The sequence below is a fragment of the Lacticaseibacillus huelsenbergensis genome (genome assembly GCF_029726355.1).
GTDB classification, from domain to species: domain Bacteria; phylum Bacillota; class Bacilli; order Lactobacillales; family Lactobacillaceae; genus Lacticaseibacillus; species Lacticaseibacillus casei.
Window position 1 is genome coordinate 1,017,656 of the sequence record NZ_CP120687.1, and the last position, 22,762, is coordinate 1,040,417.

General features: G+C 49.4%; 23 protein-coding genes. 2 read left to right on the forward strand and 21 right to left on the reverse strand.

What is annotated here, in order from left to right; all coding sequences use genetic code 11:
• Nucleotides 1-137 precede the first annotated feature (137 nt).
• The 20 genes from LHUE1_RS04535 to LHUE1_RS04630 form a co-directional block, all read right to left on the reverse strand.
• Nucleotides 138-2,450, reverse strand: coding sequence for a MucBP domain-containing protein (locus tag LHUE1_RS04535; protein ID WP_213291481.1), 2,313 nt, complete (start codon nt 2,448-2,450; stop codon nt 138-140).
• A 481-nt stretch (nt 2,451-2,931) separates the two neighbouring features.
• Complete coding sequence (locus LHUE1_RS04540; RefSeq protein ID WP_213291480.1) at nt 2,932-4,377, reverse strand: nicotinate phosphoribosyltransferase; 1,446 nt, start codon at nt 4,375-4,377, stop codon at nt 2,932-2,934.
• Between the two features lie 35 nt (nt 4,378-4,412).
• Nucleotides 4,413-4,973, reverse strand: a complete 561-nt coding sequence (locus LHUE1_RS04545; protein WP_049169516.1) for a cysteine hydrolase family protein — start codon at nt 4,971-4,973, stop codon at nt 4,413-4,415.
• A gap of 111 nt (nt 4,974-5,084) precedes the next feature.
• Nucleotides 5,085-5,795, reverse strand: coding sequence for an NUDIX hydrolase (locus tag LHUE1_RS04550; RefSeq protein ID WP_049169517.1), 711 nt, complete (start codon nt 5,793-5,795; stop codon nt 5,085-5,087).
• A gap of 167 nt (nt 5,796-5,962) precedes the next feature.
• Entirely contained in the window at nt 5,963-6,457 is a 495-nt protein-coding gene (locus tag LHUE1_RS04555) for a DUF4411 family protein (protein WP_049169518.1), read from the reverse strand.
• Nucleotides 6,454-7,584 (reverse strand): ImmA/IrrE family metallo-endopeptidase, encoded by a 1,131-nt coding sequence (locus LHUE1_RS04560; protein WP_049169519.1) that lies wholly within the window; start codon nt 7,582-7,584, stop codon nt 6,454-6,456. Before LHUE1_RS04560 ends, LHUE1_RS04555 begins: the two co-directional genes overlap by 4 nt.
• 106 nt (nt 7,585-7,690) lie before the next feature.
• A complete protein-coding gene (locus tag LHUE1_RS04565; RefSeq protein ID WP_160312065.1) occupies nt 7,691-7,861 on the reverse strand; it encodes a hypothetical protein in 171 nt (56 codons plus the stop codon).
• Between the two features lie 206 nt (nt 7,862-8,067).
• The gene (locus LHUE1_RS04570) at nt 8,068-8,766 is read right to left on the reverse strand and encodes a glycerophosphodiester phosphodiesterase family protein (protein ID WP_047106888.1); all 699 of its coding nucleotides are present in this window, start codon (nt 8,764-8,766) and stop codon (nt 8,068-8,070) included.
• An 81-nt stretch (nt 8,767-8,847) separates the two neighbouring features.
• Nucleotides 8,848-10,221: an ABC transporter substrate-binding protein gene (locus LHUE1_RS04575; RefSeq protein WP_049169520.1), complete on the reverse strand. Its 1,374-nt coding sequence runs from the start codon at nt 10,219-10,221 to the stop codon at nt 8,848-8,850.
• Complete coding sequence (locus LHUE1_RS04580; protein ID WP_049169521.1) at nt 10,218-11,033, reverse strand: carbohydrate ABC transporter permease; 816 nt, start codon at nt 11,031-11,033, stop codon at nt 10,218-10,220. Before LHUE1_RS04580 ends, LHUE1_RS04575 begins: the two co-directional genes overlap by 4 nt.
• Nucleotides 11,030-11,962: a carbohydrate ABC transporter permease gene (locus LHUE1_RS04585; RefSeq protein WP_049169522.1), complete on the reverse strand. Its 933-nt coding sequence runs from the start codon at nt 11,960-11,962 to the stop codon at nt 11,030-11,032. The genes LHUE1_RS04580 and LHUE1_RS04585 overlap by 4 nt, the downstream gene beginning before the upstream one ends.
• Nucleotides 11,952-13,067 (reverse strand): ABC transporter ATP-binding protein, encoded by a 1,116-nt coding sequence (locus tag LHUE1_RS04590; RefSeq protein WP_049169523.1) that lies wholly within the window; start codon nt 13,065-13,067, stop codon nt 11,952-11,954. The genes LHUE1_RS04585 and LHUE1_RS04590 overlap by 11 nt, the downstream gene beginning before the upstream one ends.
• Before the next feature lie 252 nt (nt 13,068-13,319).
• Nucleotides 13,320-14,105 (reverse strand): serine hydrolase, encoded by a 786-nt coding sequence (locus tag LHUE1_RS04595; protein WP_049169524.1) that lies wholly within the window; start codon nt 14,103-14,105, stop codon nt 13,320-13,322.
• A gap of 134 nt (nt 14,106-14,239) precedes the next feature.
• Nucleotides 14,240-15,259 carry a serine hydrolase domain-containing protein gene (locus tag LHUE1_RS04600; protein ID WP_049169525.1) on the reverse strand — a complete coding sequence of 340 codons (1,020 nt, stop codon included), beginning with the start codon at nt 15,257-15,259 and terminating at the stop codon, nt 14,240-14,242.
• On the reverse strand, nt 15,243-16,163 hold the full coding sequence (gene murQ / locus LHUE1_RS04605) for an N-acetylmuramic acid 6-phosphate etherase (RefSeq protein ID WP_277848309.1): 921 nt from the start codon (nt 16,161-16,163) through the stop codon (nt 15,243-15,245). Before murQ ends, LHUE1_RS04600 begins: the two co-directional genes overlap by 17 nt.
• Nucleotides 16,090-17,022 (reverse strand): MurR/RpiR family transcriptional regulator, encoded by a 933-nt coding sequence (locus LHUE1_RS04610; RefSeq protein ID WP_049169526.1) that lies wholly within the window; start codon nt 17,020-17,022, stop codon nt 16,090-16,092. Before LHUE1_RS04610 ends, murQ begins: the two co-directional genes overlap by 74 nt.
• On the reverse strand, nt 17,019-17,504 hold the full coding sequence (locus LHUE1_RS04615) for a PTS system mannose/fructose/N-acetylgalactosamine-transporter subunit IIB (protein WP_010490599.1): 486 nt from the start codon (nt 17,502-17,504) through the stop codon (nt 17,019-17,021). The genes LHUE1_RS04610 and LHUE1_RS04615 overlap by 4 nt, the downstream gene beginning before the upstream one ends.
• A gap of 29 nt (nt 17,505-17,533) precedes the next feature.
• Nucleotides 17,534-18,370: a PTS system mannose/fructose/sorbose family transporter subunit IID gene (locus tag LHUE1_RS04620; protein WP_047106871.1), complete on the reverse strand. Its 837-nt coding sequence runs from the start codon at nt 18,368-18,370 to the stop codon at nt 17,534-17,536.
• The gene (locus LHUE1_RS04625; protein ID WP_049169527.1) at nt 18,363-19,199 is read right to left on the reverse strand and encodes a PTS mannose/fructose/sorbose/N-acetylgalactosamine transporter subunit IIC; all 837 of its coding nucleotides are present in this window, start codon (nt 19,197-19,199) and stop codon (nt 18,363-18,365) included. The genes LHUE1_RS04620 and LHUE1_RS04625 overlap by 8 nt, the downstream gene beginning before the upstream one ends.
• Nucleotides 19,200-19,495: 296 nt before the next feature.
• Nucleotides 19,496-20,563 (reverse strand): endonuclease/exonuclease/phosphatase family protein, encoded by a 1,068-nt coding sequence (locus LHUE1_RS04630; RefSeq protein ID WP_049169528.1) that lies wholly within the window; start codon nt 20,561-20,563, stop codon nt 19,496-19,498.
• Between the two features lie 147 nt (nt 20,564-20,710).
• Here LHUE1_RS04630 and LHUE1_RS04635 point away from each other — a divergent pair, with 147 nt between their 5' ends.
• Together LHUE1_RS04635 and LHUE1_RS04640 are read left to right on the forward strand one after the other, a co-directional pair.
• Nucleotides 20,711-21,643 carry a DHH family phosphoesterase gene (locus tag LHUE1_RS04635; protein WP_049169529.1) on the forward strand — a complete coding sequence of 311 codons (933 nt, stop codon included), beginning with the start codon at nt 20,711-20,713 and terminating at the stop codon, nt 21,641-21,643.
• Complete coding sequence (locus LHUE1_RS04640) at nt 21,640-21,792, forward strand: hypothetical protein (protein WP_279280280.1); 153 nt, start codon at nt 21,640-21,642, stop codon at nt 21,790-21,792. The genes LHUE1_RS04635 and LHUE1_RS04640 overlap by 4 nt, the downstream gene beginning before the upstream one ends.
• Before the next feature lie 100 nt (nt 21,793-21,892).
• On the opposite strand, the gene LHUE1_RS04645 is transcribed toward LHUE1_RS04640, so the two are convergent.
• Nucleotides 21,893-22,648 (reverse strand): class I SAM-dependent methyltransferase, encoded by a 756-nt coding sequence (locus LHUE1_RS04645; protein WP_049169530.1) that lies wholly within the window; start codon nt 22,646-22,648, stop codon nt 21,893-21,895.
• Nucleotides 22,649-22,762: the final 114 nt, after the last annotated feature.

Consider the following 22,762-nt stretch of genomic DNA (forward strand, 5'->3'; position numbering starts at 1 on the left):
TTCATTCACGGAAGTTAAGCTTTGGCATCTGAACGCACAAAAAGAACGCGCAGATTAAATGTCTACGCGTTCTTCTTTGATGCACATATCAACACGGTTACAAAAGCTACTTTTGGAACCATATCTTAACTACCGCATTATTTTGCTTGATGTGCCAAGTGCCGTGCTGCGAGGCCAACAATGCCTGTCAGTACGATCATAGCGCCGACAATGCCAACCAATGCGTTGACCGCTTCGCTGGTTTGTGGCAAACGATGGTTGTTGTTGCCGCCATTGTCATTACCTGTCACATTAGGTAGTTGTGGGCCGTTGCCGCCGTTACCACCATTACCACCGTTGCCGTTGTTGTTGTCATTGATACCGGTGCCTGGGGTGACGGCGCCGGAAGCACTGGAACTGCCATTGCCGCTAGCACTTGGGGCAACTGAGCTGCTTTCGCTGGAACTTGCTTTTGAGCTTGGTTCGTTCGAGCTGCTGCTTGAGCTTGCGCTGGAACTTGGTACGTTCGAGTTGCTGCTCTCACTGGCACTTGAGCTAGAGCTTGGTACGTTGGAGCTGCTGCTTTCACTGGAAGTTGAGCTGGAACTTGGTACATTCGAGCTGCTGCTCTCGCTGGAAGCTGAGCTGGAACTTGGTACATTTGAACCGCTGCTCTCGCTAGAAGCTGAGCTGGAACTTGGTACGTTCGAGCTGCTGCTTTCACTGGAAGCTGAGCTGGAACTTGGTACATTCGAACTGCTGCTTTCACTGGAAGCTGAGCTGGAACTTGGTACATTCGAACTGCTGCTTTCACTGGAAGCTGAGCTGGAACTTGGTACATTCGAACTGCTGGAGTTACTGCCACTGCCACCGGTGCTTGGCAGAACACCTTCCTTTTCATAAACGAAGGTGACTGTTTGTGGATCGCTAGTGAACTTACCTGTAGGCTGCCCGGTTACTGACTTAAACTTGTAGCCTTCAAACTGCTTCTGCGTTGCGGTATAAGTTTCACCAACATTACCACTCAAGGTAACATCCGATGCCAACTTGGTCCCGTCAGTTGTTTCATAAGAAACCGTGACATTTCCGCCTTTAACAGGAGCTGGCTCGGCAACCGTCACATGCGCGGTCTTGGAAATGGTAACACCGCCGAGCGTGTAACTATATTTAACGGCATAAGTACCTGGTTTGCTAGTATCAACTTTGCCATCAGTCTTGATCTGAGATGAGATGTCGCTGTTGTCCTTCGGTGAAACTGCTGATACAAGATTATCTTTAGGATTCCAAGTGCTGCCTTCTTTAATCGTTGTATCTTTGGTATCAATCACTTGATGGATTTCAACGTAGCAATCAGTCTTAGGAATACTGATCGGCTTACCATTTTCATCAACAATCTGAACCTTGGTGTCAGACACGGTATCATACAGATAGCTCTTCACGAACTGACCATCCGCACCAACGTCAACGGAAAGTCCCTGATCCTTGATCGCGTTCATGATCCGCGTCAAATCAAGTTTGATAAGGCCACCCTTGTAAACAGTGCCGGTTTTATCCGGTTGATCAAGCAGATTCGAAAAGTTATACGCGGTGAAATCTGCATTAGGGGTTGTCGTTGGCATCAATTTCTGAATTGAGTCAGGTAAAGCGGTATATTGTGTAGCCGAATCTCTCTTGGCTGCAAAGTATCCGGTAAAGTTCATATCGTAAGGTTCAGAGAAGCGAGTCGTTGTTGTTGAACCCCATCCCTTGTCGCCAAACGCCAAGGTCTGAACGAACAAAGTCGAACGATTGTAGTCGCCTGCGCCAATCGTTTTATCTGTGGTATTGCTCAACGTAAGCGGCATGGTCATGGTAATTTTGCTATTAGCTGGCAAATCACCCATGACTTGAACGGCGATCAATTGGCTCCACTTATACTGACTCAGAAAATCGCTTTGTGAATCATACACGCCAGGCTTGCCACTATAGAGAACCTTCAAGCCCGCTTTAGCCATGTCCTGACTAAAGGTCGGTGCGGCTGCAACGTTGGCTTCAATATTGTTTGGGTCGACACCCTTAAAATCAGGTGTTTCGAAAATAACATTGATATTCTCAGCTGTTGAATTGCTGTTCTTCAACGTGCTGATTTCATCCACTTTGCTCAAATCCGTAAAGTTTGTGATTGAGTTTGAGTTAGTGGATACAGGTGTTATCACACTCGTACCATTCTTATAAGTTGTCTGGAACTGAGTGCTAAACGCCACACCATTTCGCTCATTCGAAGAATTATCATTGGTAGGATTCGGTATTAGATTGGTAACACTGTTGTCCTGCGTTGTCTTCAATTGAGTGGCAACATGATCAGAGCCGGAACCAGTACTGCTATTGCTTGCCGCATTCGACACGCTGGTTCCAGGCACACATAACAACGCAATGGTTGTCATGCATAAAACAGCTGCGCTATAAACATATAGCTTGGCCTGTTTCCACATTTGTATCCCCTCCATATGGTAACAACTGATCGTTTCCTGACAAAACTGGTTGGCCACTTATCAACACAACCCATTTGGCAGGAAGCGCATAAATCTTGAATCCACATTTAGTATACATCTAAATAATTATATTACAATATCATTTAATTTATTTTACATAAAAAGGACGTTGGTCTCTAAAATATGGCGTAAAAACAGGCCTTTTTATTTTTGACGCATCTACTTACAAATTGTTAAGAGAACAACAAGAGACAACTTTTTCGCCACTTTTTGTCGTCCGATTTGGTTCACCATGTTCACGGAATCGTCGTGCTAGCATAATTGTCCAGGCCTCCATAAAGCGCTAATAAAATAACACATAGCCAATCTAAGACTTCATGGTTTTACAATTCATTAACGCCAACAACGTTATCTTAAACCGACGAAAAAAAACGTCATCCAACTTAGAGCGGATGACGTTCAAAGAATCAGTTTATACTAATTATTTTTGACTATTTTGATGATGCTCATCAATGAGTTGTTGTTGCAAAGTTGCCAGCTTAGGTGTCAGGTAGACTGGGTAAAGATCAGGATTGACGAGCCGCTGTGTGGCTTCAGGCAGCTGAGCTAATTCTTGACGAGCGTATTTTTGAATCGCAAAGACATCAGTTGTTACTGACAATTCTTTTCCAGGATTAAAAGCTGGTTTCAGAAGTGGACGGGCGGAGAAGTCGCTCAGAGTAACCTGCGGATGGGTTGCCAGTGGATTGGCATTGACTGCCGCAATGGTTTCTGGCAGGGTTTCATCGGCTAAGGCAATGACATCGGCAAAGGCTTGCTTGCTGTTGTGATGATACAACCGATAAACCTGCTTGTGGCTCGGTAAGGTCGTTTTTTCGCGACTGGCGCTGACTTTGATCTTCGGCAACCATTGGCCATTTGCTTGCAAAGCAGCCATTTTATAAACGCCGCTCAGAACCGGTGACGAGGCACTCGTGATGAGATTCTCACCAATTCCGAAGTTGTCGATAGGCGCGCCTTCTTTTAGCAAGGACTGCACCACCGTTTCGTCTAGGGCATTAGAGGCTGTGATTTTGGCATCCGGGAAGCCGGCAGCGTCTAACATCTGGCGCGCTTGCTTGGCGAGCTGGGTGATATCGCCGGAGTCAATGCGAATGCCCACCGGATGATGACCGGCCGCTTTTAGCTCCTTGAAGACCGTAATGGCGTTGGGCACGCCGGACTTTAGGACATCATACGTATCGACCAGTAAGGCGCTGTTGTCTGGATAGACTTTTGCCCAGGCGCGAAACGCACTCAGTTCATCTGGGAAAGCCTCGACCCAGCTGTGGGCCATCGTTCCGGCAGCCGGAATGTTGAATTGCTGGGCAGACAACACATTGGAGGTACTGCTGCACCCGCCGATAACGGCCGCGCGCGCGCCGTAGACCGATGCATCAGGGCCTTGCGCCCGCCGCGCACCGAATTCCATGACTGGCCGGCCTTCTGCGGCAGCCGTGATCCGCCGCGCTTTGGTGGCGATCAACGACTGATGATTGACAATGTTCAGCAGTAATGTTTCCAGTAGTTGAACCTGCATCAGCGGTCCCTGAACGGTTAATAGCGGCTCACGCGGAAAGACCGGTGTGCCTTCAGGTAAAGCCAGAACCTTGCAGTCTAGGCGCATATTTTTCAAGTAGTCTAAAAAGGTCTCGGAATAAAGTTTCAGCGACCGCAAGTAGCTGATATCTGCATCCTCGAAGTGAAAGTTGTGCAACGCCTCAACGACCTGTTGCAAGCCGGCCGCGATAACGAAGCTGCCATGATCCGGAACGGTGCGGAAGAAAAGATCAAAAACCGCTTGATCCTCGTGCGGCAAGGCAGCACAATACCCGTTCGCCATCGAAAATTCGTAAAGATCTGTCAACATTGCCGGATTCATATTCATAATTTAATAAGCCTTCTTTTGATTCGTGAGCGATTTTAATCAGTAACAGTAGCACCAAGCACATGAGCAAAATGATCCAATGCCCATTCCTGCCCAGCTGGCGTTAACGCCGCCACACCATTTTTATGCACTACCATTTGGTAATTGAGGTTGTAGGCATCAACTGCCGTGTGCAGGACACAAATATCGGTGCAGACGCCAACTAAATGGACCGTGTCGATTTTACGTTCGCGCAAGCGCAGATCCAGCGGGGTGCCGGCAAAAGCAGAATAGCGGGTTTTGTCAAACATATTGACGCGCTCCTCATCCCGATGCGCGGCATACCAAGGCGCCAGTGGTCCGTAAAATTCCCGTCCCCAAGTACCGCGAACATTATGCGGTGGAAACAGCTTGCTTTCCGGATGATACGGATCATGCGGCGTGTGCACGTCAGTCGGTAAATAAACCCAGCCGTCCTGTTGCAAGAATTCATCTGCGAGTGCAACAATCGTAGGCGCCAGCACCTGCCCGGCTTTTCCGCAAGTCAAGGCGCCTTTATCTGCCACAAAATCATTCGTGTAGTCGATGATCAGCAGTGCTTCATTTGAATGTGCCATCAAAAACGTTCCTTTCTAATTAAAGTACTTTTTACTTAAAATAGGGTTGCATAAAAGTACAGAAGACTTTTATTTGGTGACAACGATACGCGGTCTGGTTGGCTTTTTCAACTATGCCAGCTTAAAAAGTTTCGGCGGTCGGCCGCTGCGACTACGGTCATGGGCAACCCCGACTTCGATAAACAGCCGCTGGTGGGTTTTTTTGAAGTTCGAGTTATCGATCGCGGCGGCAGTGGTATGGAGAAACGGCGCATAAACTTCGCGCGCTTCTTTTAAGGTAAACGTCGGCCCGAGAACTTGCAAAATAGTCGGCTGGTAATCAAGCTTGTTGCGGATCCGACCAATGGCGACGCTGAGAATACGCGCGTGATCAAAAGCTAAATCAGCTGCTTCCGGTTTCATGTGAAACGTGAGCCGACCGTTTTGCAGCTGCTCATCCCCTGCCACAGCATCGAAGGCGAACCAACGCGCATCGGTGGCGCCATAACCGGGCCGCAATTTCGGCATCGTTGGCAGATACGTCATGTAGGTCAACGCCAGCGCCCGTTCCCCTGGTGTGCGGGCCGGATCGGTGAACGTGGCGAGTTGCTCGGTTGAGCCGCGATTGACATGGATGCCAATTTTATCGCGAATCAGGCGAATCGCAGCCGCATCGGCACTTTCTTTCACTCGCAGCGTGGTCTCCGGCAACGCCCAGTATCCGGCAAACGGCTCATCAGCCCGGTGAATCAGCAAAATCTGCAACTGATGCGTGGTGCGGGAAAAACTCCAAATCACATTGGTTATGGTAATGAGTGGGTGCGCGACAAATTCATCGGCCATGGTTTCAACTCCTTGTTTTGAAAGTGGCAGTTCCGAAAGCAACGGTTAAATGATGCCAGTATATTTGACTTCCGTTTCACTCATTGAAAAAACGCGGCTTCAAATACAAAAATACCCCATTGAATTTGGCATTACCAATTCTTAGGGGAAGTTTTGGGTAAGAAGGTTTATTCGGCAATGAACTTTTCATTAGCAAGAAAGTCCCAAAAGTTCATTGTGGCAACGCCTAATTGATTAGCAACGTATGGAATCTTGGGCTCTGCCTTACTGGCCAGACCATTAGGACCAGTCATATTTTCATTTGTAATAATGGTCATCTTTTTGTTCAATGCACACGCGATTAACCACGGATCAGCCTTTTGATAATCACCAGTCCACTGTTCGTATCCAGCAGCAGTCCATTTTTGCGATGTCATTAGGTACTGTGTAACAACTTGGTATTCGGTAACAAATAAATCTGACACGATGGTTTTACCCTTAAAGTGCTCTTTGACCCAAACACTCAATTCATCATCCTTAGTTGTTATCTCTTCATACACTCGATCAAGCATGTACAGGTGCTCCGTGTTTAAGAAGAAATGCCAGACGATTGGAAAGAATCGCTGGCGATAATGCCTATTGGAAATAATCCAGATGTCTGAATCCAGCAAATAGCCATTCATGTCAGAACCTCACGCTCAATAAATTTTTCAATAGTACGATCCATCATCTTATAACTGATACCCATCAAGCTAGCGGCCTCAGTTGGCTGCACTGCACCACGTTCTTGAGCGGCGACCAAGGTATTCATGTACCGATTGTCGTTTAAGCTCAGTGCGTTATTATATGGGTTACCCCCAGTCGAATCCATACTGGCTACGGGTTGTTCCGTAAAATCTTCGGGCACAACATGATCAATAAGACCTAAGCCTTGCGCACGAATTGCGCCTGCTAAAGGACTCACATTGAAGAACTGAGCGGCCTTACGAATATCATATTCTTTAACGCGACGAATGAAGTCTTGTTCAGGCATCAAAAACGCAGCAGTTGCCTTGTTAATGAGTTGTTCTTCTTGTTTTTCACTGTCAAGATTCTTTAGCAGCTCGTCGGTGCCATGTAAAATATGCCCAAACTCATGAATAAGTGAAAAAATACGGGCGGTGTAACTGTCTTTTTGGTTAATGAATATCAAGGGGGCATAGTCATCAAGAAGGACAAAGGCACGGGCTTCAGAAACGTTTAACGGCCTATTAGTGCCAAAACCAGCACCACCCTTTTGCATGTTTAAAACACCCAGTTGGGATAGCTGAGCACGCAGGTCCTTGTAAAGATGTCTTGGTGATTCAGCATGATGCAATACAATGAAACGAGCCATCATCCGTTGTGTCTCTGATGCCGATGCACCACGAGCAGCGCCCACAAAGGTTAGCTGCTGATTAGCTACGCCGCTCTCGTGTTTGAACCAGTCTTGTTTACGTTGCATTTCGTATATAATGTCACGCAACGTGAGACTGACTTGCGCTGGCACATTTTCCTGGGTTCGAAAAGCCAAACGAATGTCTTCCTCTTTGGGCGGTTCATCCATCAGCAGATTGCCAAATGGCACATGAAGACGCCTCGCAAATAAACCCAGTTGCTTAACGGTTGGCTGTAAATAATGTTTGAAGTCGACTTGTAACCACTTATTACGCTGCTGGATGTCCGCCAAAACGTCATTGGGCAGGTCAGTGGTCGCCAATGCCCAGTCAATTAGCCGCTTATTTACTTGAACTCGGGTGTCTGCCACTTTCCTCGCCTCCTTAATCGCCATTATACGCATGTGTCTAACGCTACGCATTAATCACGGTTGTTATAATGAATTCGTTTTCTGGATCACAACATGAGTGTAACCTTTGTAACATCTGTTTTCGGATTCATCATCTATCCTTTAAATAATCCATTGCAACGTGATACTTATCCAACAGTACTTCAACGGCATTGTCCAACGCCTCTTTGTCATGTGTCTGATCATCTTTGACCACACGCAATTCAAGAACGCCATCCTTGTCCAAGTCAAAGCGGATTCTAGCACCTTTAGTGATGCCCATTCGGCGTCTGAATTAAGCCAGAATGGTTACTCGTCCTTTACTGATAACGTTTCCTTCTAAATATTTGTTCTCGCCAGTTGGCATCGTGAGGCCTCCTCGTATATGCTGTTTTCTGTTTGTTTAACATAACATAGCGGCAAAAACAAAAGCTAATATAAAAGAGGCGTTTCGAGTAAATTCTCGAAACGTCTCTTTTTTCTAGCCACTCACACCGGCGATTTACTCTCTTTCGCCACCAACTCGCGCATGTCCATGGCTTCCTCAAAACGGTTGGTGATGAGCCCGACAACGTACTTTTCGCGCATCAATTGTTTCATTTGCAGCGGGTCGTCAACCGTCCAGACGCGCTGGGCTTTGTCGAGGTGGGCATTATAGTGCTCGATGTGCACGGCTTCTAAGTAAGATGGTAAGGTAGCACCCATGAGCACCCGGCTGGTTAGCCAAGCGGTTTTCATCTTTGGCGCCAGCGTGTGGACCACGTTGATGCTGTCGTGATTAAACGAGGAGTAAATCACGCGATCCTGCATGTCGAACTGCTCGACATAATCCTGCGTCAGTGCCTCGATTCCCGGGTACCGGATTTTACCGGTCTTAAATTCAATATTGACCATCACGTCATAACGGCTCAAAACCGTGAGGGCTTCCCGCAGTGACGGAATGTGTTCGCCATTGGCCAGCCGCATTCCCTTCAACTGGGTTCGCGTCAAATCGGCGATCCAGCCAGTCCCGTCTGTAGTGCGATCGACGCGTTCATCATGCATGATGACCAAGTGGCCGTCAGCACTCATCTGCACGTCGGTTTCGATGCCGTCAATCCCATGCTCACAGGCATATTCGAATCCTTGCAGGCTATTTTCCGGAAAACGGGCAGGGTACCCGCGATGTCCATAAATTGCTACTGTCATGCTTACCCTCCGTTCATTGATAAAAGACTATCCAATGCCTGATCATACGCGTCTGCCATTCATTCAGCAAAATGAACCATTTTAGCGTTTGTAATCCAGCAGATTGCCGCTGACAGAGTTGGTTTTGGAAATTGCGGTATTGGTGTCTGACTCAGCCTCATCTAAAGCTTTCTTGACATCTTCTCCGCCGTAAATCTGCTGCATGGCCAACTCGACGTTTTGCCGTTCTTCCTGGATGTTGCTGAAGAAGGCGCCAGCTGTTGCGGCATTGATTTTACCTTGATTGAGCTGCTCAATTGGCACTGCCAAGGCAGGATTCTTCTTGATCGCAGTAGCTAACGTCTTAACCTTGTTGGCTTTCTGGTTGACCGCAAAGTAGCCGGTGCCGAGTTGCCAAGCTGCCTGGGCCTTTGGCGTCATGAGGTACTTCATGAACTGCCATGCACCTTCTTGAACGGCTGTCGGCTTGTTCTTGGTGATCCACAAGCTGGCACCACCGATCGCAACCCCATTGGCCTTAGTATCATCTGGATGCGGCGTGAATGTGACGCCGTAGTCAAATTTGGCGTTTTTCTGCAGCTGCCCTAGCATCGCGGAACTTTGCATGAAAATACCGACCTTCTGCGCCAAGAATGCTGCACTTTGGTTGTTGGCGGCGGCTGAACCGGTCCCGAAGTTTTGGAAAGCGCCTTGCTTGATAACATCCTGCAGCCAGTTCATACTTTTGACCATTTCTGGCGAATTCAATGTGGCTTGAGTGGCCATTGCCTGGCGTCCGTTATCATGATTGACCACTAGCGAATTCTGGTTGGCGACCAATTCTTCCGGCAACCAGCCATAGATCTGCATGGTCATCCCTTTAACGGCGCCTTTACTTTTCTTGGTCAAAGCAACGGCAGCCTTGGTGATGTCGCTATAGGTTGGCGACAACGGCAAATCCGCAATGCCATATTTCTTGAACAGTGCCTTGTTATAGTACATGACCGAACTGGACGAGTTAAACGGCATGGAAGCTAGCTTGCCATTGATCTTATAGGCTGCCGTCACGCCGGGATACAGTTGACTCAGATCATAATGATCGCGGTCAATGAACTTTTGCACCGGCACGGTTGAATTGAGGCCGATCATCATCGACTGGTTAGCCTGGTCACTCTGAATCAAATCAGGTGAGACATTGCTGCCGACCGTATTGGCATATTTCATAATCGACAATTCATAACTGCCAGCGTAAATCGGCTTGACCGTGTACTTCGTCTGGCTTTTGTTGAATTGATCGACCAGCTTTTCCAGCACCTTTTCATTCGGGCCGTTCATCGAATGCCAAAACGTGATGGTGGTCCGGCCATTGTCCGACGCCGCAGCGGTTTTATGTTGATCAGTCAGGAAAAAGGCAAGACCTAATATAACCGCAAGCGCCGCGATCAACGCGATAATTTTCTTGTATGTGGTTTTCACCCCTTCGTCCCCCCTGCATTCAGATTACGCTTGAAGAACTTCTGGCCAATCAGCAACAGCGCCAAGGTCGGCAACAGCACGATAATCGCCGTGGCCATGACCATGCCCCAGTTGGCAAAAGTATCTTCAGCCTGTAACTGTTTCAACCCAACCTGTACTGGCCGGAAATCGTCCGAGAATGTGGTAATCAACGGCCACAGGTATTGGTTCCAGTGCGTCAGGAACGTATACAGCGAAAAGGTAATCAACATGCTGCGGCTGTATGGAATCGCAATTTTCCAGAGAAACTGCAGGCGACCAAGGCCGAGATACTTCCCAAAGTCCACGAGATCGGTGGGAATCTGTAAAAAGGCCTGCCGCAACATGAAGACCCCGAAGGCAGATGTGAAGAATGGAATCGTCAAGCCGGCGTAATTGTTCAACCAGCCAAACGCCTTCACCGTCTGGAAATTAGGAATGATCTGCGCTTCAAACGGCAGCATCATCGTGATCAAAAAGGCAAAGAACAACTGTTTTTTATACCGGAAATTCATGAACGCAAACGCGTAAGCCGCAAGCGTACATAAGACTAGCTGACCGATCGTGATCAATCCAGCGGTGACAAACGAGTTGATCATGTAGCGGATAATCGGCGTGGTCACGAATGCCTGCCAGTAGTTGTTTAACGAAATATTGGTGGATAAGAAGTTACCTGCCGCGATATCTTTTGTCGGCAGCAGTGAAGCCCAAATTCCCAGCAAGATCGGGAACAGGAGTACTACCGCCACAACAGTCAACAACAGATACCGTGTTCCATTTTTGACATGTGTCATGCGTAATACACCTTCCGTTCTGTGAAGTGGAATTGAACCCAGGTTGCCAACGCAATAATCACCGTCAAGACAATCGACTCTGCGCTTGCGGTTCCGAAATTATGGAAAGCAAACGCATCTTGATAAATCTTATAGGCCAAAAAGTTCGTCGCGTTGTTAGGCCCGCCGCCGGTAATCAGGTCAATCTGGGCAAACATTTTGAACCCATCGATAATTTCGACAACAAATAGGAAGAATAAGGTTGGCGAAATCATCGGCACCGTAATTTTTAATGTTTGCTTAAACTGGGACCAGCCGGCAATATCGGCTACTTCATAGTACTCAGGCGGTACACTCTGAAAGGCACTGAGCAGAATCAGAAAGGCAAAACCCAAAGCCATCCAGACACTGGCCAGCACAATGACAATCATGGCGCCGGTCGGATCAACCAACAAGTTGGCATTCGTGACGCCCATCGCCTTCAAGGCAAAGCTGGCGAGGCCAACAGACGGGTTGAACAGGAACAGCCAGAGAATGGAAGCCGCAGCAGCACTGGTGCCCATCGTGCCGGCAAAGGCGGTCTGGAACCAGCTAATCCGCCGCAGTTTCATCGTTGCCAACCGCGCCAAGGTCACCCCGAGAATGATGGTCACCAACGCAAACGCAACGACATACACTAAGGTGCCGGCCAGGCTTTTCAGGAATAACGGATCTTTGAAAATATCGAGATAGTTGCCTAGTCCGACAAACTTAGCCGATTCACCGCGAATGTTGGTCGCAAAGAAACTGTTGTAAACCGTCATGATCATCGGATAAAACGTAAATAAGGTCAGAATCAACAGCGATGGCATTAGGAACCAAAAGGCCGGCTTGTTGTTTTCGCGAAGCGTCGCAACCACTTTGCCTTTTGATTCGGTTGTGGTTTTATTGAGTTCTTTATTAAGCTCCATAACCTGCCGCCTCCTTTACCGGCGCCGCAACAATCCGCTCGCCGTCGTCAACGTTGAAGAGGTGCCATTCATCGGCACTGGCCGGAAGCAGTAAATTGAGTTCGGCACCAACCGCGACTGTGAACTGCTCCGGTACCCGGCTCACGAGTGGCTGGCCGTCATAATCGCAGAAAATCAAGGTATCGTTGCCAAGCTGTTGCAAACTTTTGACTTTCACGGTGATGGTATCCGGATTGGCAATGGAAACCGGCACCAATTTCTCTGGCCGAATGCCAAGATGATAAGAACCAGCTGGCAAATCGAATGGCAGAACAAAGGCGTTATCGGTCCAAAAGGCATTGCCGATACTGAAGCGGTCGCCTTCGTCATTGACCGTAATCGGTAGCAGGTTCATTTCCGGACTGCCGATAAATTTGGCCACAAACTCGTTGGCGGGATGATTATATAAATCAAGCGGGGTACCGAGCTGCTGGATTTTTTCATCATCCAACACTAAAATCCGATCGCCCATCGTCATGGCTTCGACTTGGTCATGCGTGACATAGATCAGCGTCATGCCGATTTCACGGTGCAATCGGGCAATTTCTTCGCGCATTTCGGTTCTTAATTGCGCATCGAGATTCGATAGCGGTTCATCCATCAACACCACGGGCGCTTTGGTGGCCAAGGCACGTGCCAAGCTGACCCGCTGTTGTTGGCCACCGGAGAGTTCTTTTGGCTTCCGGTCGCGTAAATCCGTCATGTGAACCAGATCCAGTGCCCAGTCCACCCGCTTAGTCTTTTCATCATCGGACAGGTCTTGATTTTCCAGGCCGAACCGAACGTTTTGCGCCACGCTCATGAATGGCAGCAATGCATAGTTTTGAAAGACCATCGCCAGTTTGCGATCCTTGGGCGGCAAATCCGTGACATCGCGCTCGTTAAAATAGATACGCCCATCTGTCACGCTGGTTAAGCCGGCAATCATCCGCAAGAGCGTACTTTTACCGGAACCAGACGGCCCGACCATCACAAAAAACTCACCGGGTTCGATCTCGACGGAAATATTGGAAAGTACTTTGGTGTTACCAAAAGCCTTTGACACATTCGCTAATCGAATACTCATTCCTCATCAACTCCTTACACAAAGCCTAACAAGCCTTTGTAAAGATCGATGTCAACCCGGTGTATTAATTATGTAAGTATTATGTAAAAACAGGTGTTTCGAAATGAAACATAGCATTTTTTGCGCCGAGTAACTGGACGAATCCCATTACCAGAACCATTAAAAAACGAGATCAACCTTAGCCGCATCTCGTGTTTTTGCAAAGCTATTTTCACTTCATGCTTGGAATTCCTAGCCGCCAGTCGCAACTAATCACAACAGCCGATCCCGCCGATGCTGAAAGTCATCCACGATTAACTGACCGACCTGCTGATTAAAGCGCATGGCATCCTCTCGCCGGTGATTGTACGTGGTGAGCACCACGGCATACAGCTGCTCGCCTTCTGCCGCAAAACATGCCGCGTCGTGTTCGCAATTTGACAATTCACCGCTTTTACCGGCCGTCCAGCCCACAAAAGCCTGCATCGTTGGTGCCAGCAACAGTTTCGTACGATTCTGCTGGTGCCGTAACGCCTGCGCGCACCAATCCCCGTCGGCTGACTGGTGGGTCGGCGTTAACAAGTCATGCAACAGCCGCCAAGCTGCTTCCGCCGTAATCCGATTATCGTTGTCTGCATGGGACTGCATCAATGCGCGGTTCAATTGGGTACCAGGAAAATGTTCAGCCAACCATCGTGAAATTGTCGGCAATCCATATAATTTCAATAGCGCATTCGTCGCCAAATTATCAGACACCATTAACATCAACGTCACCAAATCCCGCACACACCATGACGGCGCCGTCATGAAGCGCAGCACCCCTGCGCCACCAACAGTTGCTGGTAATTCAACCATTCGATTCCATTGAAAAGGATCCGCTTCGGCGCGTTTTTTCACGTAAGCAGCAATGCCGAGCTTGATCAGGCTCGCCGCGGGAAACAAGGTATCGGTCTTTGCGCCGAAAAGCAAGCGGCGATTATCAGCCAGCAAGAGCGCATGCGGCTCGGCAAAGTGGCGGTGCAACTGGTTAAGTTGTTCAACTAAATGGGCATGCTTCATCTAGACCTATCTCCGATCGCAAACCAAGCGCCAGACAGCCAGTAGCTAGCACTCAGCTCAAGTTACTTTCGATCATACACCCATTCGCCGTGTCAATGACCCTCGTTGAGAAAACATAACACGACCAACGCTTCTCATTCATCAGGCCATGAAGTGGCGACCCCGAAAAATCGGGCAAGCAATTGCAGGCGAATCCTCACCCACGCGCGGTTAGTCCGATTGGGATAGATCCGATTCGTCAGGCAAACAAATCCGCGCCGATTATCGCGATCAAAAGCAATCGAGGTGCCGGTAAAGCCGGTGTGCCAATACTGGTGGCGATTGGCCGACCAGCAACGCCATCCCAACGTGCGTCCGCCGACACAAAAACGCTCCAGCAAGGAAAAGGCTGCAGGTGGCAACACCGCTTCACCGTTTGGCACAGGCAACCCCGCAAACAACCGCGTGAACGTTGTCAAGTCACCCAAGGTCGCAAACAACCCGGCGTGACCGCTAACGCCATCCAGTAAAAAGGCCTTGTGGTCGTGAACCGTCCCTCGCAACACGCCGCCGCGCTCTGGCACCTTTTCAGTCGGGACAAAATTGCGCGCCGCGACGCCATGGGGTTGATAGCCCGTAGCCGTCATCCCCAACGGCACAAAAATGTGCTTCTGCAGACTGGCCGCTAATGAGCCATCGACTTGAGCCACCGCCCAGCCCAGTAGAATATAATTCAAATCCGAATAAATCGTGGTCGTGTCCGGAGGCGCAACTGCCGGCATTGTTTTTACAGCATTAATCAAGCCGTCGCGATCAAGATCGTGCGCGTTTGCCACATCTGCCGGCAGCCCGCTGCGGTGTAACATGAGCTGCTCTATCGTCAGTTGCGGATATCGCAAGCCATCTACAAGTGACCCGATCGGCTGATCCAACTGGATTTTCCCGGCCACCAGCAGCTGCAATAACCGCGTCGTCGTCCCCACCACTTTAGTCAGCGAAGCCAAGTCATAGCGATCCTGTGGCATTAACGGTAGCTGATCGTCGCCGGCACCTTGATAACCCAGAAAATATAACGCATTTTCATCCGGCGCAACCAAACTAAACGAAGCACCAAAGACGGCACCCGCGTGAATGGCCTGGGTGATCGGCGCCACTAAGTCAGGATTGTTGGCCATGTTCAGCCTCCCATGCCGTTAAAACCGCACTCACGACGCCATCATGCGCAGCCAACACTTGGGTTGCGGTCGCGGCATCCATGCCGGTTTTGGCCATGACAATTGCTACCGGCACCTTATGCGCCGCTGCCTTCAATAAGGAAGCAGCGTGGGCCTTGGTAACGCCAGTGGTTTCAACGATAATCCGCTCGGCCCGATCGACCAGCTTGGCATTAGTCGGCAGGACATCGATCATCAAGTTGCCAAACACTTTTCCGGCGCGGATCATCACACCCGTCGACAACATGTTCAGCACCATTTTTTGAGCGGTACCAGCCTTCATACGGGTGGAGCCGGTAATCACTTCCGGGCCAACCACTGGCGCAATCGCAATGTCGGCGTGGGTGGCCAACTCACTATCGGCCACGCAGGTGACGGACACGGCCAGTGCATGTGTCTGTTGGGCGTACGTCAACGCGCCAATCGCATAAGGCGTGCGGCCGGACGCAGTAATGCCGATCACCGTGTCATTGGCATTCAGATTCAAGTGCTTCAGGTCGTGTTCGGCCAGTTCAGCCGAGTCCTCGGCTCCTTCCACAGATTTGAACATGGCCGACATGCCGCCCGCAATCAAGCCCACTGCTCGCTCTGGCGGAATGCCATAAGTCGGTACCAACTCAGCCGCGTCCAAAACACCTAGGCGCCCGGACGTGCCTGCCCCGGCATAGATCAGCCGCCCGCCGCGATTGTACCGCTGACTGGCTTCATCAATAGCCGCGGCAATATGCGCCTCTTCCTTAGCGATCGCCGGTGCAATTTTGGCATCTTCGTGATTGATCAAGGCCACAATCTCAGGTGTCGTCATCGTGTCGATGTGCATGCTGGCCGGATTTCTTTGTTCGGTTGTTAGGTCTGCGATTGCCATTTTCCTCACCTCGAATTTTCAATTCCCCGGTTAGCTGTGATGTCGCCCGATAATTCTGCTCCGTGCGCTTAATCTCGCCATGAACCACACCTAAAAACAGAATATTGGCGACGTAGGTTTCCGTAAACATTGACGTCACGGCACCGATACGCAGGAGCGGTTCCGTCGGCGGCAAGGCAATCACGCAACTTGCCACATTCCGCAACGGACTCGGCTCATGACGGGTCACTGCGATCACCGGGGTATGATTACGCCGTGCCTGTTGCGCTGCCAACACAACTTCTTTGGTGATGCCACTGTAGGAAAAGGCGACCACCGCATCAGCCGAAGTCGTATAATACATCCGCTCCAACGCCGTGTGCGCATCATGATCAAAAATAGCCAGATAGCCCGCCCGGATCAATTTTAAATATAGGTCCTGCGCAACAAGTGCCGATGCGCTGATACCAACCAGATAAATATGCCGAGCATGCCGCAACGTGGTAATCGCCGATTGAACCGCATCTTGGTCCAATGCTTCCGGCAAATCCCGCACCGCCGCAATCGCTGTCTGACTAAGTTTGCGCATCATGGTCGGCAAATCATCATCGTCTTGCACCAGCGGATCAAGCGGTTGCGGATCGTCTGCCGTCTTGGTTTCGCGCACCAAGGCAAGCTTGAACGATTGTAAGTCATCAAAATCAAACAGGCGCACAAAGCGAATGACGGACGCAGCCGAGACACCGCTGGCTTGGGCAATCTGGGCCGTTGTCTCGGCGACAAACGCCTCCGGATCGGCCAATACGTGGTGGGCCAAGGCGCGGTTAACCGGACTCAACTGCGCAAGCCGCGCCTCCACTCTCGTTAAAAGCGGCGTCATTCGGCCTTATCAATAAACGTGGCGATTGACGTTTTGCTTTCATTAGGAACCATCTGCGCAGTAATGGTCACCCCTTGTTTGAGCAAACGCCGAATAATCGCAATATCATCAGGCGATAGCGCCACAGACGGCTTGATTTTCTTGGTACCGGGTTTTTCTGACAGGTTGCCAACATTAAACGACTTAATCGGCACGCCGCCGTCAATCAACTTCGCCATGTCCGGAACATTGCGGGTGATCACAAACACTTGATCCGCGGCAAACTTACCATTTTGCAGATTTTCAATGGCTTTGGCCACTGAGCTGATGGCCAATTTTTTCCCAGCCGGCCGGGCAATTTTCAGCCCCTGAATCGCCATGTCATCGTGGACGACTTCATCGTTGACGACCATCAGCCGATTAGCGCCAACCGTATTCGTCCACACCATCGCCACTTGGCCGTGAATCATCCGCTCGTCAACCCGTGCTGCCACAATTGTCACTGGAATCACTCCTTCCTAAAAATGCTTTTTTATACCAAGCTACCAATCCAGCCGAAAATCGCACCGAGATTGCCTAGCACCATGCCGATCAAAATCAAGACGAAAATCAGTCGGGTGGAATTCATATGCTTGCGCCCAAGAATCCAGTATGAGAACAAGGCAATCGCCAACGGAATCAAGGCTGGCATAATTTTATCGAGCATGGTTTGGACATTCATCGTGACCTTGCCGACTTTATAGGTCAAATCAAGCTTGTAATTAATGACGGCGGGAATCATCGCGCCGACAACTGTTAAGCCAAGGATCGAAGCGCCTTCCGTGAAAATCGCCATGCTGTCGGCGAAGGTCGTTGCCAGCCGCGTGCCTTGTGCCAGCCCGACTTGGAACAACTTCCAACGCACCCATAAAATGGCCAAGCAACCAACTACCGGAATCAATAGGCCGATCGGTTGATTCGACAATGCCATGTAGGCCGTGATGGAGTAAATAATCGCATTATAAATCGCGACGAAAATGGTATCGCCGACGCCGGCAAAAGGCCCCATTAACCCGGTTTTCAATCCGGCAATGGCTTTTTCATTTTCATCGTTCATCCCCAGTTGATCCTGCAAGGCAACATCCGCGCCGACAATCAAATGTGACATTTGCGGGGTAGTATTGAAGAAGCCCATCTCCATGTTCAGCGCCTGCTTCATTTTGGCAGGATCATCTTTATACAGCCGTTTCAACGCAGGCATCACTGAATACGCGTAGCCTAAGCCTTGCATCTTTTCGTAGTTCCAACCTAGCTGCAATCCCAAGACGTTTTGAATGAAGATGTGCTTGAGATCTTTTTTGGTTATTTTGTTTAATTTCAAGTCAGACATCGATCTCGACCTCCTCGTCGTCGCTACTGCCGCTGTCGTTACCACCATTGTCAGGCTTGCTTGGGCCATTACCGTTGCCGCCATTGTGCTTGCGTTCGTTGGCCTCCATCACGTGAATGGCCGCAAAGACGAAGCCGACCAGCGCCGTGCCCAGTAGGGAGAATGACTTCGTGAAGTAAGCCATGAGGACAAATCCGAGAATGAAATAAGGGTAGTACCGCTTGATTGGCAGGTACCGCATCAGGATCGCAATCCCCATCGCAGGTAAAATAATCCCGGCCGTCTTCAAGCCAACCATCAGCCACCCCGGAATCCAGGCATTGATGGCCTTAACAACCGCCGAGCCAAAGAACAAGCCCACAAAAACCGGCAACATACGTGAAACCGTCCACGGAATGATCCCGTAAAGGTTGTTCCGTTCGACGCCTTTATAATCACCCTTGAGTGCCAAGCGATCAGCATGATGCTGAAAAATCGTGTTCGTCATCCGCGCCAGAATATCCATTTGCGTCAGTAACAAGCCAATCGGAATCGCCAATCCGATTCCATAAGCAGCCCCACGTCCGGACATAATCGCAAACGCACTGCCCATAATCGAACCGGAAAGAAAGTCCGGTACCGTTGCGCCGCCATACGTCGCGACCCCCAACGTGGCCAACTGCAAAGTCGCACCGACAATCAAGCCAGTTTTGAGATCGCCCATGACTAGACCAGTTGCCGCACCACCAAACACCGGTGAAAATAACCCGATCTTCAGTGAGAGTGCATCGAGTTGTGCCAAGCCCACATAGATCGTCAGAAAAATAAGTGCAAAAGCAGATATCGACATGATGTTTCCCCTCCCTAATAAGATTTCATCGATCAACTTGATTATGGTCCCATATGAAACTGCATTTCAAGTATTTGCGTTATAAAAGTTAACATTGAAATACAGTTTCTTGTGGAACAAAAAAGTGTCACGTGTACCAATTAAGGAATTGCGAGTTAGTTTGCCAACAAAACAGTTTGATGCATCTGTATCTGCATGAGTGTGTACAAGAAAATGGTGCGCTTCACGTTGACGCCGCGACGAACGAATGCATAAAAAAGTGGCCCCAAATTTTCAGGCCACTAAGGATGTTCGGACTATTGCAACTGGAACTTCAGCACGACCGGATTGTGATCGGAATACTGAAAACCGGTTGATACCACATGCACACTTTCCGCTTTAATATTGGGGGACAGAATATAGCCGTCAATTAACGTCACAAAACTTTTTCCGGGTTGATACGGCCGATCAAGCGCGCGGGCGGAAGGCACTTTAGCTTCAGCCAAGCCCATGGTCGGGATGTGAAAACCAGCTGGCAGTTTCGACTTAGGAAACAGGTGCGTCCAGGTTTCTTCGAGATTTTTGGTGTGGAAAATCTCGGCAGTATTTTTCAATAGCCGGTGGTTATAATCGCCAGCGACCATGACGTAATTGCCTTGCTTGTATGCATGATCAATATACTTAAACAATTTGGCAAATTGCGCCTGCTGCACCTTCACGTTTGGGGTAAAGGCGGACATATGGATGTTGACCATGATGAACTGTTTGCCGTTTGCGACCGTCGTTTTCGTGGCTGTAAATGCACGATCCAAATCAATAATCTTGTTGAAGTCGGTGTCGACTGGCAAACTGTATCGGCGGGAACTGTCGATTTTAGCCTTGCTCAGCGTTAAAATCCCCGATTTCGCCTTCCCAATCGGCTGGGTAAACGGATAGAACAAATAGGCGGAATCGTAATTTTGCCCGTACACATTGGCGTATTGTTTTTGCGCCTGCGTTACCATGTTCACTTCATTCACGTGGCGGGAACGATCGCCATCCGGATCGATTTCCTGATAAAAGGCAATGTCCGGATTTTGCGCCTGCGTGGTTTTAATGACACCATTGATACTTTTTCGCACCGCTTGTTGACTATAAGCCCGCGAATATTTGCCGCCGTCCATGAAAAAACTATAACTCGGCGGATAAGAGCCGTATCCGATGTTATAGGTCATGGCCGTATACGTCTGGCCTAGCTTGAATTGGGCATCTTGCTGATTTTTGACTTTCAACGCCTGATTATCCGGTAGCCGGTAATAAGTCGTGAAAAGATAAATCAGGTAACCGCCTGCGACCAGCACGACGGCGCCAACGACAATGGCAATCCATTTCAATAAGCGTTTCACCAATATTCCCCCATTAAGTTTGGTTTCAATCATTATAACAGTTGTCTTTTCACCAGAGACCGGTACGATTAAGTATGTGTACATGCCTGCCATTTTCGCAAGCAGGATACACAACTTTACATAACCTAGCATTGAAAGGAACCTGTTATGTCAGCCGAAATCGAGCGCATTTTAGCCGCTTTTGATCAATTCGATACCATTATTATTCATCGTCATATCAATCCCGATCCAGACGCCATCGGTTCACAAACCGGACTAGCGTTGCTGTTGCGGGCAGCTTATCCGCAAAAGACAGTCTACACTGCCGGCCCGGCCGCGCCCGACTTAGCTTGGATCGGGCCGCAGCAAGATGTGCCAGCAGCTGCTTATAAGGACGCACTGGTGGTGGTGATTGATACCGCCAATCGCTCGCGCATCGCCGGGACGCATTTTGACCAAGGCGCCATGCTGATTAAAATCGATCACCATCTGAATGAAGATCAACTCGGCGCCATCAGTTGGGTCGACACCAACGCGTCAAGTGCTTCGGAAATGGTTTGGGAGTTGGTGCAACACAGCAAGCGCCTGACGCTCAATCAACCGGCTGCGGCGGCGCTTTACGCGGGGATGATCGGTGACACCGGTCGCTTTCTCTACGACTTAACCACGGCCCGCACGCATCTGGCAGCTGCCGACTTGCTTGCGACCGGCATTGACGCACCGGCGATCGGCCGCCGCGAAGACCAGTTTCCGGAAAAAGTCGGGCGACTCATCGGCTGGGCGCTGGAACATGTTAAAATTACGGCAAACGGTGCCGGATCACTGCTCATCACGCAAAAAGTGTTGCAGCAATTCGGTTTAGCTTACGGCGAAGAGCAGCGCGCAGTCGGCAATATTGGCAAACTCGCCAGCATCGACCGCTGGGTAGTATTCACGGAACGTCAAGACGGCAAATATCGCGTCGAACTGCGGGGCAAAACCAAGGAAATCAACACCTTAGCCGTACGCCATGGCGGCGGTGGCCATCCCTTAGCAAGCGGCGCCGTGGCAGATGACCTTGCTGAAGTGCAGGCAATTACGCAAGAGTTAGCGCAACAATGACTTTCATGGGAGACGAGAAAACTCTAAAAGTACTCGTTAACAAAAAGAATAAGGCATTTCTCATCGAGTTGATGAAGCAACCGGTTGTTGAAGCAAATGTCTTAAAAATGTTTCAGCTCGTGTTTGAGGCTAACCCACTTGATAAATAAAGAAGGCTTTAAAATCCGAAACTAGATCGGATTTTAAAGCCTTCTTCACTTATTACTTGCATACTGCGACTGGTGCTAATCGCAAGTCGCCGTTTCTACCTCAGTCTTCATCTTTCTTAGCCACAATGATAAAGCGATCTTCAAAAGTTGTAATGTCACCGACACTTGCAATAATATCCTGTAATTGGTGAAGCTTCGGCATGGCTCGGTTAACGTCAAAGTTAGGAAACTCCCAAGGAATGACCGTCGCATAGTACACAATGGCACCAACATCCGTAAAGCGCATTTTAACAAAAGAAGCATCTGCCTTTAGAATCTGGAAGCCGCTGTTCTGTAATTGCGTTATAACCTGTAACAGATTGTTGTCAGGGAACGCGGGAGCGTACTTCTCATTCAAGAATCGCGATAACGAGTAATTATTAGTTGCCCCCACTTGTTGTGAAATGAAAATACCGCCAGGACGTAAGACACGCGCAATTGCAGCAATTGGCAATCCACCATGACTATTTGTCACCACTTCGAAATGATCACTCGGAACCTGTGCCATTTGGCCTTTCGGATCGGCATACAGCGTTATCCCTTGTGGCACCAGTGCACGCTTCAACAAATCAATATTCGGCTGCCAGCCTTCTGTGACCGAAGTCTTTTCAACGGGATGCTCAAACGAACTCATCAGTTCCCCGCCGCCGGTGTCCATGTCTAGCCATTCATCATCCGGTTTTAGATACTGCCTCACCAAATCACGATAGTTCCACGGCAAAGCGCCAGTCTCACAGCGGTTCTTTAAGTGGCTAAAATCCCATCCATGCATCGCTTGGCGACTTTCTTCAAGCCAGGACTCTTCATTTTGATTCATTACCTTTTTACACCATCGCTTTCAACCAATTCGATTGTATTACCAAACTTTTCCGCAAATGCGTTATATGTCGCAATTAACAACGGCTTGCCACCCCAACCGCTGCTTTCAGCA

Excerpts from the sequence above, each read along its gene's own strand:
- LHUE1_RS04535 (WP_213291481.1), bottom strand. The coding sequence starts at position 2,450 with ATGTGGAAACAGGCCAAGCTATATGTTTATAGCGCAGCTGTTTTATGC.
- LHUE1_RS04540 (WP_213291480.1), bottom strand. The coding sequence starts at position 4,377 with ATGAATATGAATCCGGCAATGTTGACAGATCTTTACGAATTTTCGATG.
- LHUE1_RS04545 (WP_049169516.1), bottom strand. The coding sequence starts at position 4,973 with ATGGCACATTCAAATGAAGCACTGCTGATCATCGACTACACGAATGAT.
- LHUE1_RS04550 (WP_049169517.1), bottom strand. The coding sequence starts at position 5,795 with ATGGCCGATGAATTTGTCGCGCACCCACTCATTACCATAACCAATGTG.
- LHUE1_RS04555 (WP_049169518.1), bottom strand. The coding sequence starts at position 6,457 with ATGAATGGCTATTTGCTGGATTCAGACATCTGGATTATTTCCAATAGG.
- LHUE1_RS04560 (WP_049169519.1), bottom strand. The coding sequence starts at position 7,584 with ATGGCGATTAAGGAGGCGAGGAAAGTGGCAGACACCCGAGTTCAAGTA.
- LHUE1_RS04565 (WP_160312065.1), bottom strand. The coding sequence starts at position 7,861 with ATGGGCATCACTAAAGGTGCTAGAATCCGCTTTGACTTGGACAAGGAT.
- LHUE1_RS04570 (WP_047106888.1), bottom strand. The coding sequence starts at position 8,766 with ATGACAGTAGCAATTTATGGACATCGCGGGTACCCTGCCCGTTTTCCG.
- LHUE1_RS04580 (WP_049169521.1), bottom strand. The coding sequence starts at position 11,033 with ATGACACATGTCAAAAATGGAACACGGTATCTGTTGTTGACTGTTGTG.
- LHUE1_RS04585 (WP_049169522.1), bottom strand. The coding sequence starts at position 11,962 with ATGGAGCTTAATAAAGAACTCAATAAAACCACAACCGAATCAAAAGGC.
- LHUE1_RS04590 (WP_049169523.1), bottom strand. The coding sequence starts at position 13,067 with ATGAGTATTCGATTAGCGAATGTGTCAAAGGCTTTTGGTAACACCAAA.
- LHUE1_RS04595 (WP_049169524.1), bottom strand. The coding sequence starts at position 14,105 with ATGAAGCATGCCCATTTAGTTGAACAACTTAACCAGTTGCACCGCCAC.
- LHUE1_RS04600 (WP_049169525.1), bottom strand. The coding sequence starts at position 15,259 with ATGGCCAACAATCCTGACTTAGTGGCGCCGATCACCCAGGCCATTCAC.
- murQ (WP_277848309.1), bottom strand. The coding sequence starts at position 16,163 with ATGGCAATCGCAGACCTAACAACCGAACAAAGAAATCCGGCCAGCATG.
- LHUE1_RS04610 (WP_049169526.1), bottom strand. The coding sequence starts at position 17,022 with ATGACGCCGCTTTTAACGAGAGTGGAGGCGCGGCTTGCGCAGTTGAGT.
- LHUE1_RS04620 (WP_047106871.1), bottom strand. The coding sequence starts at position 18,370 with ATGTCTGACTTGAAATTAAACAAAATAACCAAAAAAGATCTCAAGCAC.
- LHUE1_RS04625 (WP_049169527.1), bottom strand. The coding sequence starts at position 19,199 with ATGTCGATATCTGCTTTTGCACTTATTTTTCTGACGATCTATGTGGGC.
- LHUE1_RS04635 (WP_049169529.1), top strand. The coding sequence starts at position 20,711 with ATGTCAGCCGAAATCGAGCGCATTTTAGCCGCTTTTGATCAATTCGAT.
- LHUE1_RS04640 (WP_279280280.1), top strand. The coding sequence starts at position 21,640 with ATGACTTTCATGGGAGACGAGAAAACTCTAAAAGTACTCGTTAACAAA.
- LHUE1_RS04645 (WP_049169530.1), bottom strand. The coding sequence starts at position 22,648 with ATGAATCAAAATGAAGAGTCCTGGCTTGAAGAAAGTCGCCAAGCGATG.